We start from the raw sequence: 14389 nt of genomic DNA, 5'->3' as shown, positions 1-14389 counted from the left end.
GGAAGCGGGTCAGTTCGGGGCGGTGGCAGCCGTCAGAGTGCCCGCGGGCAGGCCGAGTTCGCGCTCCGCGGTGAGGGCCGGCATCAGCCGGACCCCGGGCGGGTCGTCGGCGTTGTCGGCGCTGTTGACGAGCATGCCGAGACCGTCGAGGACGACCAGGATCCGGATGGCGGCCAGCAGCGGGTCAGCGGTGCGGAACTCGCCTCGCTCGACACCGTCGCGGACGACCGTCTCGAGCCGGTCGCGCCACGCGGCCTCCTGGACGGCGACACGGTCGCGCAGCGTGGGCCGGTAGCGGCTCAGGTGCCGGGCGTTGAGCCAGAGACGGCTGATGTCGTCGAACCCGGCGCCGGCCGCCCGGGCGAAGAACCGGGCCAGGTGCCGCGTCGGCGTGGCTCCGGCCCGGTCGGCCGGGAGGAGTTCGTCGAGTTCCGAACCGGCCGCGTCGCCGTACGCCTCGGCCACCAGATCCTCCACCGCGGGGAAGTAGTGGCTGATCAGTCCGGGACGGACGTCCAGCTCCTCGGCGATCCGCCGCAGGGTGATGCACTCCAGTCCCTCGGTCAGTGCGACGGACGATGCTGCGGCAACGATTTCCGCACGTCTGGCCGCTGGATTTTTGCGGATTCGCTTGTTCGAGATGCTTGACGGCATGGAATCGATGCTATTGAGTGTGCGACCAACAAGCAAGCAGGTGGGCCACCAGCACCCCGGAGGAGCCTCATGGCGTCCACGATCCCCGACCCGCAACCCGGCACCGGCGCCTTGCGCGGGGAGGGTCCGCCGCCCCGGACCGCGTCGGACCGGGCGAGCCGGGTCGAGGCCCACGGCATCGACCACATCCCCGAGCACGAACGGCACGGGCGCCCCAGGCAGCTCTTCTCCGTCTGGGCGGCGGCCAACGTCAACTACCTGAACCTGGTGACCGGCGGCGCCCTGATCCTCATGGGCCTGACCCCGTGGCAGGCGCTGGCGGTGATCGTGGTGGGCAACCTCTTCTGGCTGCTCACCGGAGTGCTCTCCCTGTCCGGTCCGGCGGCCGGCGCGCCGAGCGAGGTCGTCACACGCGCCATGTACGGGGTCCGCGGCAACCGCGTGAACAACGCGATCGTCGGCTGGCTGATCTCCGTCTGCTACTTCGCGCTCAACCTCGCCGCCGCCGCGACCGCCGCCTTCGCCCTCGTGGCCATGGCCGGTATCACCGTGAACACCGGCGTCAAGGTCGTCGTGGTGATCGTCGTGGCCGCGCTCACCCTGACCATCGGCGTCTACGGCCACGCCATGATCATGAAGCTCTACCTGCCGATCACACTGTCCCTGACGGCCGCCTTCGCCGTCGTCGCCGTCGGCGTCCTTGGGCACGCCGACTTCTCCTACGTGCCGGCCCAGCCGCTCACCGGCCACGAGCTGTGGGCGGTCCTCGTCGCCGGCGTCACCCTCATCGGGTCCGGCCCGCTGTCGTACACGACCAGCGCCGACTTCTCCCGCTACCTGCCCCGTACGACGTCCGCCAGGGCGATCGTCGGCTGGACCGCTCTCGGCGGCTTCCTGCCGGGTGTGGTCGTCTGCTTCCTCGGCGCCCTCGCCGCGACCGCCGTCGACATGACGGACCCCCAGGCGGGCCTGCGGCAGATCCTGCCCGGCTGGTTCGGCCCGGTCCTCCTGCTCGCCCTGGTCCTCGGCACCGTCGCCATCAACGCCCTGACCGCCTACAGCGCGGGCCTCGCCCTCCAGGCCGTCGGAATCCGCATCCGCCGCTCCCGCAGCGTGCTCGCCGACGGCGCCGCGGCCGTCGCCCTCACCCTGTACGGCCTGCTCGTCTCCGACTTCCTCGACACCGTCAGCAACGTCCTCCAGCTCACCGTGGTCCTCCTCGGCCCCGCCATGGCCGTCTACGCCACCGACATCGCGCTGCGCCGCAACCGGTACGACGGCCGGGCCCTCATGGACGAGTCATGTGGCGGCCCCTTCTGGTACACCGCCGGCGTCAACCCGGCCGGCGCACTGGCCCTGGCCGGGGGCGTCGTCGTGGCCGCCCTCAGCGTCGACACCCTCTACGCCGGGCCGGTCGCCCGCGCGCTGGGCGGCGTCGACCTCTCCCTGCCGGCCGGCATGGTCGTGGCCTCGGCGCTCTACGCGGTCCTGGCGCGCGGCCGAAGGTCGGGGGCGGGGACGCCGTCGGCCTGACTCAGCGGCGTGCCAGGTAGAGGGACACCGCCTTGTGCAGCACCCTGTTCAGCGGATAGTCCCACTCGCCGAGGTACTCGACGGCCTGTCCGCCCGCGCCCACCTTGAACCGGAGCAGTCCCAGCAGGTGGTTGTCCTCGTCCAGGGTGTCGGTGATGCCGCGGAAGTCGTAGACGGCGGCACCCAGTTCACGGGCGTCGCACATCATCCGCCACTGGAGGGCGTTGTTGGGCTGCACCTCGCGCCGCCGGCTGGTGGACGCGCCGTAGGAGTACCAGACGTGTTCGCCGACCGTCAGCATCGTGGCCGCGGCGAGCACCTCCCCGTCGTGATGGGCGAGGTACAGGCGCATGCGGTCCGGGTCCTCGGCGGTCAGCGCCCGCCACATCCGCCGGAAGTAGGCGAGGGGACGCGGTACGAACCGGTCCCGGCGCGCGGTCTCCACGTACAGCTCGTAGAAGGTGGGCAGATCCTCCTCGTCGCCCCGGACGACCTTGACGCCGGCCTTCTCGGCCTTCTTGATGTTGCGCCGCCACTGCTGGTTGAAGCCGTTCTGCAGCTGCTCCAGCGACCGCCCGGCGAGCGGTACCTGGCACACGTGACGCGGCTGGCCCGCGGCGAAGCCGTCCTCGCCGCCGGGCTCGGTGCGCCGCCAGCCCATCCCGCGCAGCCGCTCGGCGATGTCGTCGGCCCCGGGCTCGCGCACCGTCGCCTCCACGTCGCCCAGCCGCCGGGCACCCGGGTCGGCGATCGCCGCCTTGACCGCGTCGGCGCTCCAGCGCCGGGTCACCACCGGCGGCCCCATCCGCACCGTGAACGCGCCGCGTTCCCTCAGGTGCGCGAGCATCGGCTCCAGCCACCGCTCCAGACCGTCGGCCGTCCAGTCGATGACCGGGCCCTCGGGCAGGTAGGCCAGGTACCGCTTCAGCCGCGGCAGCGGCCGCAGCAGCACCAGCCCGGCGCCCACCAGCTCTCCGCCCTCGTCGAACCAGCCCAGGCTCTCCGCCCGCCAGTCCGGCTTCACGTCACCCCAGGAGGGGACTTGGAGGTGGCTCACGGAAGGCCGGGTCGTGACGAAGCGCAGATGCTCCTCGCGGGTGATCGGCTTCAGACGACAGCTCATGGGGCGTCCCTCTGTTCGGCTTCGTTCGACGGTGAGGCGGTGTGACGGTGCGGCGGTGGGGTGGTGGGGTGGTACGACGGTGCGGCGGAGAGACGGCCGAGCCGCGGGGGTCGTCCGCCGTCCCGCACACCTCACAGGGAACAACGACGGCGGCCGTTCCGCGCGCTGTCACCGTGCCGCCCACCCGTGTGCCCCGTCCGGCGCGCGGGGACGTGGGCCGGATGGCAGCGTGGCAGGACCGGGCGGTGCGAGCGGGACGGACGGAGCGGACGGTCATGGCACGGGCGATCTGGACGGGCGTGATCACCTTCGGGCTGGTCTCGGTGCCCGTCGGTCTGTTCACGGCGACCGAGGACCACACGGTCCACTTCCACCAGTTGCAGCGCGGCACCTCGGACCGGGTACGCAACCGGCGCGTCAACGAGCGCACCGGCAAGGAAGTCGCCGCCGACGACATCGTCAAGGGATACGAGGTGGGCGAGGGCGAGTACGTCGTCGTGGAGCCCGGGGAACTCGACGAGATCGCGCCGGGACGCTCCCGAACCCTCGAGATCACCGACTTCGTGGACCTGGACCGGATCGAGCCGGTCTACTTCGGCCGCACCTACTACATCGCCCCGCGCGGCAAGGAGTACCTCAAGGTCTACGAACTCCTGCGCACCGCCCTCGCCGAGACCGGCAAGGCGGGTGTCGCCACCTTCGTCATGCGCAACCGGCAGTACCTGACCGCGCTGCGCGCCGAGGACCGGGTCCTGCTGCTCCAGACGCTGCACTGGGCCGACGAGGTCCGCGACCCCGTGAAGGAGCTTCCGGAACTGCCGTCGGACCGGGTGGGCCGCGGCAAGGAACTGGACATGGCGCTGCGTCTCGTCGACGCCCTCAGCGGCGACTGGGAGCCCGGCCGCTATCGCGACACCTACCAGGAGAAGGTCCGCGAGCTGGTCCGGGCCAAGGCCGAGGGCGAGGAGATCGCCGTCGCCGAGGAGGCGCCCGAGGCCACCAACGTCGTCGACCTGATGGAGGTCCTGCGCGGCAGCCTGGAACAGGCGAAGGGCGGTACGGGCGATGACACGGGCGCCAAGGAGCGGTCCGCGCCGCAGAAGAAGGCCGCCACACCGCGGAAGAAGGCCACCGGACCCTCCCGCCGGAGCGCACCCGCCCGGGGCGAGCTGCGGGAGCTGAGCAAGGCGGAGCTCTACCAGCGGGCCACCGAGCAGGACATCGCCGGCCGCTCGAAGATGAGCCGCCAGCAACTCGTCGACGCGCTCGGCGACAGCAAGAGCCGCGGTCGCCGGAAGAAGAAGACGACCGCGGCCTGAGACCGGACCACCGCTCAGGTGGTGCTGAGCATGCCCTCCCGCAGGCGGGTCAGCAGGCGGGAGATGAGCCGGGAGACGTGCATCTGGGAGACGCCGAGGCGCTCGCCGATGTCCTTCTGGGTGAGTTCCTCGACGAACCGCCAGTGGATGATCTGCCGGTCGCGCTCGTCCAGCTCGGCGATCATCGGGGCCAGGGCGTGGAAGTCGTCCACGAGGGCCAGGGCGGCGTCGTCGGCACCGATGAAGTCCGCGAGCGCCGACTCGCCGTCCTCACTGCCGTTGATGGCCGCGTCCAGGGAGGAGGAGTTGTAGCCGTTGGCCGCCAGGCGGGCCTCGACGACCTCGTCCTCCGGCAGGCTCATCAGCTCCGACAGCTCCTGGGTGGTGGGGTTGCGGCCCAGCCGGCTGCGCAGCTCCTCGGTGGCCCGGGCCAGCTGGACGCGGGCCTCCTGGAGGCGCCGGGGCACGTGCACCGCCCACGAGGTGTCCCGGAAGAACCGCTTGATCTCCCCGACGATGTAGGGCACGGCGAAGGAGGTGAACTCGACCTCGCGGGTCAGTTCGAACCGGTCGATGGCCTTGATCAGACCGATCATGCCGACCTGGACGATGTCCTCCATCTCCTCCGGCCCGCGGCTGCGGAACCGGCCGGCCGCGAAGCGGACCAGGGACATGTTCATCTCGATCAGCGTGTTGCGCGCGTACTGGTACTCGGGCGTGCCCTCCTCCAGGACCGCCAGCTGCTCGAAGAACAGCTTCGACAACTCCCGCGCGTCCCTGGGCGCCACCTTGGACGGGTCCGCGATCTCCGGCATGCCCGTAGTGGCGTGCTCGGTGGTCTGTGCGGTCGTCGTCATCATGATGTGCCCTCCCGGTGGATCGGTCGTCGTGTCACCTTGTCGGCCGACGACCGGTCGCCTACCCCGGGTCAGGCCTCGCACACCTGGCGGAGTGCCGCACCATCGGAAAGGAGTCCGCAACGGTGCCTCACACGCCCAGGTAGAAGCGGACCGCGGTGCCCTCATCGGTCGTGTGGACCCGCACCAGATCGGCGACGTAGTGGACGAGCAGGAGGCCGCGGCCACCGATCTGCCCGCGCTCCGGAGGCCGCCGGCCGGCGAGCGGATCCGTGAGCCGGCCCGCGTCGCGGACCTCGCACACCACCTGTCCCGCCTCGGCCCAGACCGCGACCGTGCCGTCGCCGCCACCGTGGACCACGCTGTTGGTGATCAGCTCGGACACCGCCAGTTCGGCGTCCTGCAGCCGCTGCCCGGTCAGCCCGAGCGAGGCCGCCCGGTCGGCCGCGAAGCGGCGCGCCTCGGGCAGTTCCCCGGACCCGAAGGCCAGGGCATCGGCGTCGGGAGCGGGCTCGAGCGGCTCGTTGTAGCGGTCGACGACCGCGCGCCAGTCGTACCCCTCGCTGACCCGCTCCCTGCCTTCGGTGATGACCGTGGGGTGGGTGATCAGGGCGTCGGCCAGCACGTCCGCGGTCAGCCGGGTCTCGTCGTAGGGGCACAGGATGGTCGCGGGACGGTCCACGAAGGCCGCGTTGATCAGCGCCTCGTGCTGGGCGCACGCCGGGTACTCCACGGCACTGCGCTCGGCCCAGACCGGCTCGCCGATGATCCGCACCCGTACGCGCGTGTGCGCGTCGGCGAACGCCCGCAGCACGCCCGGGATGATCCGCCCCGGGTTGCGCCCGGCCTCGGTCATGTCCAGGAAAGTGACGTCCCGCGCGTCCGTGCCGAGTCCCGCCCGGACCAGCTCCAGGTTGGGGCCCGGCACGGCCACCGCCACCGGTTCGCCCGCGGCCAGTCCCTCCCGTACGAACGCCACCGTCCGGTCGGTGTACTCGGCTGCCGAGCGGTAGAACAGCGCCGGATGGACGAACGTTCCGTCGGTGGTTGCCGTGCTCATCGGGGCGCCACCTCGATCCGGTGCAGGGACGGCCAGAACAGGTCCAGCACCCTCGGCAGTTGCGGCGGCGGGTGCTCCACCACGACCCGGCCGACAGGCAGGTTCATGGCCGTGACGGCCAGTGCCGTCACCCCGGCCACGTCGACGAACCGCACCCCCGACAGTTCCACGTAGGACACGTCCGTGTGCCTGCGGGACAGGTCGGTGAGGGCGTTCTCCCAGGAGAGACGGGTACTCACGTTGATCTCACCACTGGCCCGGATGCCGGGCCGGCCGGGCAACGGGCCCACGTCCAGCAGGGCACCGTTCCCGGCGCGGGCCGGACCGCCCTTGGCACCTGTGCCATCCACACTCGATCCCCTTCGGAACTCCACCGGACACCCGAGGGAGCCCGGGCGCCTCTCCCGGCCAGGCAGCCTATCCCGAGCGGGCGCCGTACGCCGGTGAGGGGACGTACGGGCGACAGCCGGGCGGAGCGGGGAACAAGACACTGAGCGCGTCCTCGGAAGGGAAGACTGGGCATGTTTGAAGCCGAAAACATTCGTGACTGGCGCGGCCTCGACGTCGTGGACTACGACGGCCGCAAGATCGGGACCCTGGAGTCCATCTATTTCGACACCCTCACCGACCGGCCCGCGTTCGCCACGGTCACGGTCGGCCTGCCGACCCGTCGGCGGCTCGTCTTCGTGCCGGTGGACAAGGCCACCGTCGCACCGTCCTACCTGAAGGTGACCTACGACAAGTCGCTGGTGAAGGACGCGCCCGGGATCGACCCGGACGGTGAGCTGGCGGCCGAGGACGAGGGCGCGGTCTTCGCCCACTACCACCTGCCCTACGAGCAGGGCAGCCGCGGCGAACGCCGCCTCGGCCGGCGCTGACTCCGCGTGCGGTGTCCCGGCCGCGCGGCCGGGACACCGCCGTGCGGGTCCGGGCGGTCCGGCTACGCGATTTCCGCGCCGCGTGCCGCCGCCTCGGTCTCGGACGTCGCGCTGCCCGTGGCAAGGGCGCCGCCGGCGCTCTCCAGGTGGGCCCGCACGAACCACTGGAACTGCTCCAGATCCCTGAGCTGGCCGATCAGGAGGTCCTCCGTGGCCGTGTCGATCTTGCCGGCCTCCTCGATCGCGGCGCGCATCCCCTCGACCACGCCGGTGTACACCACGTCGAGCGCGCCGAGATGGGCGATGGCGTCCGCCCGTCCGATGGAGTAGTCGTCCCACTTGCGCTCGGCCACCAGCGCCCCGGGCGTGCCCTGGGCCACCCCGCCGAGCGCGGCGATGCGCTCGGCGACGTCGTCGGCCATGTCGCGCACCTGGTCGACCTGGGGGTCGATCATCTCGTGGACCGCGATGAAGTGCGGACCCACCACGTTCCAGTGCACGTGCTTGAGGGTCAGGTGCAGGTCGTTGAGGGCGTGCAGGCGCAGCCGCAGCACACCGATGAGCCGTCCGGCGGCCTCGCGCTCGATGCCGGGGACCGTGTACTTCGGGGTCAGGTCGTGCGTCATGGCGGACCTCAGCTCCTCATGCGTTTCGTACGTCATTGCTCGTGCACGAATGCCCCGTATCGGCTCCGGCAGACATGCGCGGGCGGCTTCCGGATCAGGAGGGCGGGGCGGGCAGCGGCATCGCGCCGAGCGCGCGCGCCGCGTGCACCAGGTTGGACGCCATGGCCCGGCCGGTGGAGACCGACCAGTCGTGGCCGCGGTCGTCGTCGAGGAAGTCCGGACCCGGGCCGGGACCGAGGTGCCAGTAGGTCCAGGCCTGGCCGGGGATGGTGTAGCCGAGGTCCGCGAGCCCGCCGCTGATCTCGCTGATGACGTGGTGGGCGCCGTCCTCGTTCCCGGTGACCAGGACGCCGGCGACCCGGTTGTAGGCGACCGGGCGGTCCTCGTCGTCGGTCTCACCGAGCATGGCGTCCATGCGTTCCAGGACCCGCTGGGCGACGGAGGAGGGGCGGCCGAGCCAGGTCGGCGACGCGATGACCAGGATCTGGGCGGCCAGCAGCTTCTCGTGCACGCCCGGCCAGTCGTCCCCGTCGCCCATGTCGGTCTCGACCCCCGGTTTCAGGTTCAGGTCGACGGCCCGTACGACGTCCACCTCCGCCCCGTGGCCCTTGAGCGCCGCGATGACCGTGGCGGCGAGTGCCTCGGTGTTCGACGGCTGGGGGGAAGGTTTGAGGGTGCAGTTGATCACGAGTGCGCGCATGCCCACCCGTGTTCCCCGGCGGGAGTCACGCTACCGTCGGCCGTATGGCTGACGAGTGCTTCCGGCATCCGCGGCTCGCCGCGCTCCACGACGTGTTCGACACCGACCGCGGCGACCTCGTCCCGTATCTGCGCATGGCCGACGAGTTCGGTGCCCGGAGCGTGCTGGACATCGGCTGCGGAACCGGGGTCTTCGCCCTGCTGCTGGCCGACCGCGGCCTCGACGTCGTCGGTGTCGACCCCGCCGGGGCCAGTCTCGACGTGGCCCGCGGCAGACCGGGCGCCGACCGGGTGCGCTGGATCGAGGGCGACGCCACCTCGCTCCCACCGCTGCGCGTCGACCTCGCGACCATGACGGCGAACGTCGCCCAGGCGATCACCGACCGGTCCTCCTGGCAGGGCACACTGCGCGGCGCGTACGAGGCGCTGCGGCCCGGCGGCCACCTGGTGTTCGAGACCCGGGACCCCGCCCGGCGCGCCTGGGAGGAGTGGACCCGCGAGCACACCCACCAGGTCGCGGAGGTCCCCGGTACGGGCACCGTCGAGAGCTGGTGCCGGCTGCTGGACGTCAGCGGTCCGCTGGTCAGCTTCCGTTGGACCTACGTCTTCGGCGCGGACGGCGACGTGCTGACCTCCGACTCGACGCTGCGCTTCCGGGAGCGGGAGGAGGTGGCGGCCGACCTGGCCGAACAGGGCTACGCCGTTCGGGAGGTGCGCGGGGCCCCCGACCGCGCGGGGCGGGAGTTCGTCTTCGTCGCGCGGCGTCCGGAGGCGGACGGGCGCTGACGCCGCCCGCACCGGAAGGAACCCCGGGAACCGGCAGCCGACGCCGCCCCCTCACTGCCCGGCCGCCCTCATGACGCGGCCCCCTCCGGGCGGCCATCCTCGCCGCATGGCCCGTTTCCAGCACACCGTGACCCTCGTCCCCGTACCCCGTCGCTGGTTGGAGTCGTGCGTAGCCGCGCTGTACGACCTGGCGCAGGGCACGGCCGTCGAGGGAGGGCGGCTGCGGCTGCCCGACGGACGTCCGCTGCCCGGCCTGGTACTGGCGCGGGGACGGCATCTGGGGCCGGGCGCGCAGTACCGGCCCGTGCGCGAGGAGGGCGGGCGACCGGACGCGGACCAGTGGCTCACCGTTCTCTCCTGGGACCGCCGCCGGGAGACGGCGCTGGAGGTCGTCACCCTCGACGACGCCCCGGACCGTCCCGCCCGGCTGGACTGCGCCCTCGGGCTCACGAGCGCCGGACGGCCCCGGCAGGCGTGGCTGTCGGCGACGCTGCGGTCGGGCGGCGAGCGGGCGAAGTACCTCGGCGGCACCGGACGGCTGCGCCTCGACCTCGGCACGTGGTGGCAGGCGACGAGCCATGGCCGCCACCCGTCCCGCGCCCCCCTGAGCGGGACCCTGACGCACGCGCTGGCCCGCGTCTCGGTGACGGTCGTACCGTGCCCCGCCCCGGACGGACGCTGGCGGGTGACCGTGCGGGCACGGGTCAGGGGCCGCTCCGTCGCCCGCCCGCTCCTGCCGCTCGCCACGGCGGTGCTGGGGCGTCGCGCCCGGCGGACCTGCGCCGAAGCCCTGGAGCGCGCGGCGGCGGCATGGAACGCACAGGTCCCCGAACTGGTCCGCAAGGACGGCGAGCGACTGGGCGCCGAACTGGCCGAGGCGCTGCTCGGCCCGTGAGGCGGCAGCCGAGCCTGCGCATCCCCCATGGCGCGCGGAGGGCGCACGCGAGAAACGAGTGAGCCCTGTACGCGCCCCCTGCGCGGTGCGGACAATCCCAGTGACCCTGATCACCCGGCGGAAGACGCGGTGTCGTCCGGCCGCCGACTCCCGGGAAGCAGGTCGATCGCCATGCTGTTGCGTCAGCCCACGACCGTGACCGAAGCGCAGGAGTGCATGGCGCAGGGCGCGGTGCCCGTCGGCGGGGCCACCCTCGTCTGGGCCACCTGGCAACGCGACGGCTTCCCGGACCTGGCCATGTCGCTGCGCGGGCTGCCGGAGGCGACCGTCGTCGAACCCGAGTCGCTGGGCGCGGCCGTGGTGCTGCACCGCATCGACGACCGGGTGCCGGAGGTACTGCGCCGGGCGGCGGGCTCGGTCGGCACCGGAGCCGTGCGCCGGACGGCCACGGTCGGCGGAAACCTGGTCGGCAGCAGCCTGCGCTGCCTGTTGCCCGCGGCCCTCGTGCTGGACGCCCGCGCCACGGTGCTGGGCCCGGACCGGCCCTACGAGACCGATCTGGCCGAGGTCGTGGCGAAGCGTCACCTGCTGCTCGGCCTGCGCTGGCGTACGCCGGTGGCCAGCGGCTACCGCAAGCAGCCCGCCGAAGCCGGCGGCCCGCCGCCCCTGGTGGTCGCCACCGCCGTGCACGTCGACGGCGAGGGCGGGCACCTGCTGCGCGTCGCCGTCCGCGAGGGCTACGACGTGCTCAGCGAGAGCGCCGGGTGCGACGCGGGCCCCGACGAGACCCTCGACGCCCTGGAGCGGACGGACATCGGCGCCCTCCCGGCCGGGGCCAGGGACGTGGTGCGCGAGCAGGTCGCCGACATCCTGGGTCCCCTCGCCGGCCGCTGAACCCGGCGGCCGGCGAGGGCGGACCGTGTCAGCCCTTGGCGAGGGCCTTGACGCGGTCCAGTGACCCGTTGAACTTGTCGTGGTCCCCGACGGTCGGTCCGGACGAGGTGTACTGCCACATCGTGTGGAAGTCCCAGCCGGCCGGGAGCGTCCCCACGGTCGAGGCGTACCGGGCGACCCACAACGGGTTGCTCGCGCCGAAACCGCTGTAGTTCCCGGTGCACTGCGTCCACCAGTTGGTGGAGGTGTAGATGGCGGCATGGCGGCCGGTGCGCTGCTTGTACCGGTCCAGGAAGGCCCGGATCCAGCTCACCATCTGACTGTGCGTCCGTCCGTAGCAGGTGGCCCCGTACGGGTTGTACTCGATGTCCAGGACACCCGGCAGCGTCTTGCCGTCCTTGGACCACGCGCCGCCGTGCTCGACGAAGTAGTCGGCCTGGGCGGCACCGCCGGCGGTGTCCGGGGTCGCGAAGTGGTACGCGCCGCGGATCATGCCGACGTCGTACGAACCGCCGTACTGCTGGGCGAAGTAGGGGTTCCGGTAGGAGGTCCCCTCGGTGGCCTTCACATAGGCCCACTTCACGCCGCTCTTCCAGAGGGTCGACCAGGCGACGTTGCCCTGGTGGCTGGAGACGTCCACCCCCTCGGTCTGGGCGACGCGGGTGCCGACGGGGTGACCCTGGACCCCTTCGTGGGCGAGGACACCGGTGCCCATGTGGGCGGTGCCACGAGCGGGCGTCCGGGTGTCGTCGGCGGAGGCGGTGGCCGGAACGGCGGCCAGGGTCAGCAGGAGTGACTGGGCGGCGAGGATGACGCCTGAGGTGAGCAGGCGTGAGTGGCGTTTCGCCACGCTTATGGGTCTGCGCATGGCACCCATCCGAACCGCAGTCGGGCCCTGCCGCATCCCACAGTCGCCCAGACGGTGTTGGGGGTGGTCTCAGACCGATGCCCCGGAGAGGGACACGGCCTGTCCGGTGACCCGGGTACGCGGATCGCGCGGACTGACCTCGATCAGCAGCTCGCTGGTCCGGCCCATGTCCTCGCCCTGGCGGATCGCGATCGTGCCCGGCCGGGTGACCAGACCCAGCTCACGGAGGTACCCGCCGAACGCCGCGGCGGCCGCACCCGTCGCCGGGTCCTCCACGACGCCGCCGACGGGGAACGGGTTGCGGGCGTGGAAGCGCTCCGCCGACTCGCGCCACACCAGGTCCACCGTCGTCCAGCCGTACCGCCGCATGACCTCGGCGAGCGCGTCGAAGTCGTAGTCGAGGTCGGCCAGCCGGGCCCGGGACACCGCGGCGAGCACGAGGTGGTCGTTGCCCCCGAACGCCACGTGGGCGGGGAGCGCGGGATCCAGGTCGGCGGGGCTCCAGCCGAGCGCCCGCAACGCGGCGTCGCGTTCGGCGGGGAGAGCCGGGCGCGAACGCGTCGGCACGCTGGTGAGGGTGGCCCGCACCGCTCCGGTCCCGTCGACCGCGGTGGACACCGGGATCTCACCGGCGGGCGTGTCGAGGACGACCTCGCCGGGGCCCAGCCGCTCCGCGAGGGCGACGGCCAGCGCGACTGTCGCGTGCCCGCAGAACGCCACCTCGGCGAGCGGACTGAAGTAGCGGACCCGGAACCGCCGTCGCTCCACATCGCCGCCGGTGACGAAGGCGGTCTCGGAGTAGCCCACCTCGGCGGCGACGGCGAGCATGGCCGTGTCGTCCAGCCCGGCGGCGTCGAGGACCACCCCGGCCCGGTTCCCGCCCGCCGGGTCGTGGGTGAAGGCCGAGTAGCGCAGGATCTCTGTCGTCATGGCGGACACGCTGCCAGCCGCCGGCCGATCGTGTCCAACGATCGTTTGTGATCAGCACCATCGCGAAATCGCATACCCTGGCTCCGTGGACACCCGGCTGCTGACGACCTTCACCGTGCTCGCCCGCACCGGCGGCTTCACCGCCGCAGCGGCCGAACTCCACCTGGCCCAGTCCACGGTCACCGTGCACATCCGCACCCTGGAACAGGACCTCGGCGTGCGGCTCTTCGACCGCCTGCCCACCGGCGCACTGCTCACGGACGCCGGCCGCCGGCTCCTGGAACGGGCCGAGGAGGTGCTCGACGCCGTGGCGCGGCTGCGGGCCGCGAGCGACGACGCCGGCGCCGTGTCGGGGCGGGTCGTGATCGGCAGCCCGGAGTCCCTGTGCGCGAGCCGCCTGCCGGGACTGGTCGCCGCGCTGCGCACGAGCCACCCCGAGGTCGACGTCCACCTGTACGCGGCCGGGACCCGGGAGTCCGTGGAGGGGCTGCGGTCCGGACGGCTCGACCTCGCCCTGCTGCTGGAGGAGGAGACGGACTTCCCCGACGTGACGTCCGAGCCGGTCGGCCGCGAGCCGCTCGTCCTCGTCGCCGCCCCCGGACACCCGCTGGCCGCCCGGGGGCGGCGGGCGAGCTGGCCGGAGCTTGCGGGGGAGAGCTTCTTCCTGCTGGAAGAGGGCTGCTCCTACAGCGACGCGCTGGCCCGCCGACTGCTCGAGGTGCCGGACGGCAGACCGCGGCTGACCAGGTTCGGCAGCGTGGACGCGGCGCGCAACTGCGTCGCGGCCGGGCTGGGACTGACCCTGCTGCCCCTGACCACCGTGACGGAGGAACTGCGGCGCGGGCGCCTGGTCCGGGTCGAGGGACCCGGCTTCCCCGACACACCGGTACGGCTCGCCCGGCACCGCAGGCGATGGACGGCACCCGCCGCACGGGAGGTCGCCCGGGCGCTCGCCCGCCATCTGGGCGACTGAGCGCGCTCAGCCGGCCCCGTCCACGGAACGTCCGGTCCCGGAACACCCGCCCTTGGAACACCCGCCACAGGCAGAACGCCTGTACCACATCGGTGCGTTCGATGGGCGTGATGTCGGGAAAGTTCGCTCCTCGGTGGGGTCCGCCGCTGGTCCGGCATGCGCGGTCAACCCGGTGACTAGCATGAGCCGCAAGCCCGCCGGAGTGATCACCACTCGCCGGTGGCACGGCTCCGGCCCGCGGCCGACCCAGGTCGACCGGCCCTTTCCCCGCTCTCAAGGACCCGAGGGACCGCG

The 14389-nt window shown here is 72.6% G+C and carries 16 protein-coding genes; 7 read left to right on the top strand and 9 right to left on the bottom strand.

Annotated elements, in window-relative coordinates:
• Positions 1-9: 9 nt before the first annotated feature.
• Positions 10-654, bottom strand: a complete 645-nt coding sequence (locus tag ACZ56V_RS23870) for a TetR/AcrR family transcriptional regulator (RefSeq protein WP_468945033.1) — start codon at positions 652-654, stop codon at positions 10-12.
• 69 nt (positions 655-723) lie between these two features.
• On the opposite strand from ACZ56V_RS23870, the gene ACZ56V_RS23865 reads away from it, so the two are divergent.
• Positions 724-2187 (top strand): purine-cytosine permease family protein, encoded by a 1464-nt coding sequence (locus ACZ56V_RS23865; protein ID WP_468945030.1) that lies wholly within the window; start codon positions 724-726, stop codon positions 2185-2187.
• A 1-nt stretch (position 2188) separates the two neighbouring features.
• Here the strand turns inward: ACZ56V_RS23865 and femY are convergent, their stop codons facing one another.
• Positions 2189-3310: a peptidoglycan bridge formation glycyltransferase FemY gene (femY, locus tag ACZ56V_RS23860; protein ID WP_398908609.1), complete on the bottom strand. Its 1122-nt coding sequence runs from the start codon at positions 3308-3310 to the stop codon at positions 2189-2191.
• A gap of 275 nt (positions 3311-3585) precedes the next feature.
• Between femY and ku the strand changes: the two genes are divergently transcribed.
• On the top strand, positions 3586-4629 hold the full coding sequence (ku, locus tag ACZ56V_RS23855) for a non-homologous end joining protein Ku (RefSeq protein WP_467380012.1): 1044 nt from the start codon (positions 3586-3588) through the stop codon (positions 4627-4629).
• A 14-nt stretch (positions 4630-4643) separates the two neighbouring features.
• Here ku and ACZ56V_RS23850 read toward each other — a convergent pair whose 3' ends face one another.
• From ACZ56V_RS23850 to ACZ56V_RS23840, 3 genes are all read right to left on the bottom strand, one after another.
• Positions 4644-5489 carry an RNA polymerase sigma factor SigF gene (locus ACZ56V_RS23850; RefSeq protein WP_398908613.1) on the bottom strand — a complete coding sequence of 282 codons (846 nt, stop codon included), beginning with the start codon at positions 5487-5489 and terminating at the stop codon, positions 4644-4646.
• A gap of 127 nt (positions 5490-5616) precedes the next feature.
• The gene (locus tag ACZ56V_RS23845; protein WP_467380014.1) at positions 5617-6546 is read right to left on the bottom strand and encodes an anti-sigma factor RsbA family regulatory protein; all 930 of its coding nucleotides are present in this window, start codon (positions 6544-6546) and stop codon (positions 5617-5619) included.
• On the bottom strand, positions 6543-6896 hold the full coding sequence (locus ACZ56V_RS23840; protein WP_467380016.1) for an STAS domain-containing protein: 354 nt from the start codon (positions 6894-6896) through the stop codon (positions 6543-6545). The genes ACZ56V_RS23845 and ACZ56V_RS23840 overlap by 4 nt, the downstream gene beginning before the upstream one ends.
• 171 nt (positions 6897-7067) lie before the next feature.
• Between ACZ56V_RS23840 and ACZ56V_RS23835 the strand changes: the two genes are divergently transcribed.
• On the top strand, positions 7068-7424 hold the full coding sequence (locus ACZ56V_RS23835) for a PRC-barrel domain-containing protein (protein ID WP_398908620.1): 357 nt from the start codon (positions 7068-7070) through the stop codon (positions 7422-7424).
• 62 nt (positions 7425-7486) lie between these two features.
• On the opposite strand, the gene ACZ56V_RS23830 is transcribed toward ACZ56V_RS23835, so the two are convergent.
• Positions 7487-8050: a Dps family protein gene (locus tag ACZ56V_RS23830; protein ID WP_398908622.1), complete on the bottom strand. Its 564-nt coding sequence runs from the start codon at positions 8048-8050 to the stop codon at positions 7487-7489.
• Positions 8051-8144: 94 nt separating this feature from the next.
• Positions 8145-8750, bottom strand: a complete 606-nt coding sequence (locus tag ACZ56V_RS23825; RefSeq protein WP_398908623.1) for a flavodoxin family protein — start codon at positions 8748-8750, stop codon at positions 8145-8147.
• A gap of 44 nt (positions 8751-8794) precedes the next feature.
• Here ACZ56V_RS23825 and ACZ56V_RS23820 point away from each other — a divergent pair, with 44 nt between their 5' ends.
• The 3 genes from ACZ56V_RS23820 to ACZ56V_RS23810 all read left to right on the top strand — a co-directional run bounded on the left by ACZ56V_RS23820 (position 8795) and on the right by ACZ56V_RS23810 (position 11324).
• Positions 8795-9535, top strand: coding sequence for a class I SAM-dependent methyltransferase (locus tag ACZ56V_RS23820; RefSeq protein WP_467380019.1), 741 nt, complete (start codon positions 8795-8797; stop codon positions 9533-9535).
• Between the two features lie 106 nt (positions 9536-9641).
• On the top strand, positions 9642-10430 hold the full coding sequence (locus ACZ56V_RS23815) for a hypothetical protein (RefSeq protein ID WP_468945021.1): 789 nt from the start codon (positions 9642-9644) through the stop codon (positions 10428-10430).
• A gap of 171 nt (positions 10431-10601) precedes the next feature.
• Complete coding sequence (locus ACZ56V_RS23810) at positions 10602-11324, top strand: FAD binding domain-containing protein (RefSeq protein WP_468945018.1); 723 nt, start codon at positions 10602-10604, stop codon at positions 11322-11324.
• A gap of 28 nt (positions 11325-11352) precedes the next feature.
• On the opposite strand, the gene ACZ56V_RS23805 is transcribed toward ACZ56V_RS23810, so the two are convergent.
• Both ACZ56V_RS23805 and ACZ56V_RS23800 read right to left on the bottom strand, forming a co-directional pair.
• Entirely contained in the window at positions 11353-12192 is an 840-nt protein-coding gene (locus ACZ56V_RS23805) for a lysozyme (RefSeq protein WP_468945015.1), read from the bottom strand.
• Between the two features lie 69 nt (positions 12193-12261).
• The gene (locus ACZ56V_RS23800) at positions 12262-13122 is read right to left on the bottom strand and encodes a PhzF family phenazine biosynthesis isomerase (RefSeq protein ID WP_398908634.1); all 861 of its coding nucleotides are present in this window, start codon (positions 13120-13122) and stop codon (positions 12262-12264) included.
• An 85-nt stretch (positions 13123-13207) separates the two neighbouring features.
• Between ACZ56V_RS23800 and ACZ56V_RS23795 the strand changes: the two genes are divergently transcribed.
• On the top strand, positions 13208-14095 hold the full coding sequence (locus tag ACZ56V_RS23795) for a LysR family transcriptional regulator (protein ID WP_468945011.1): 888 nt from the start codon (positions 13208-13210) through the stop codon (positions 14093-14095).
• Positions 14096-14389: the final 294 nt, after the last annotated feature.

The organism is Streptomyces sp. NPDC034099, from assembly GCF_055575415.1.
This window is presented reverse-complemented; position numbering and strand designations above follow the sequence as displayed.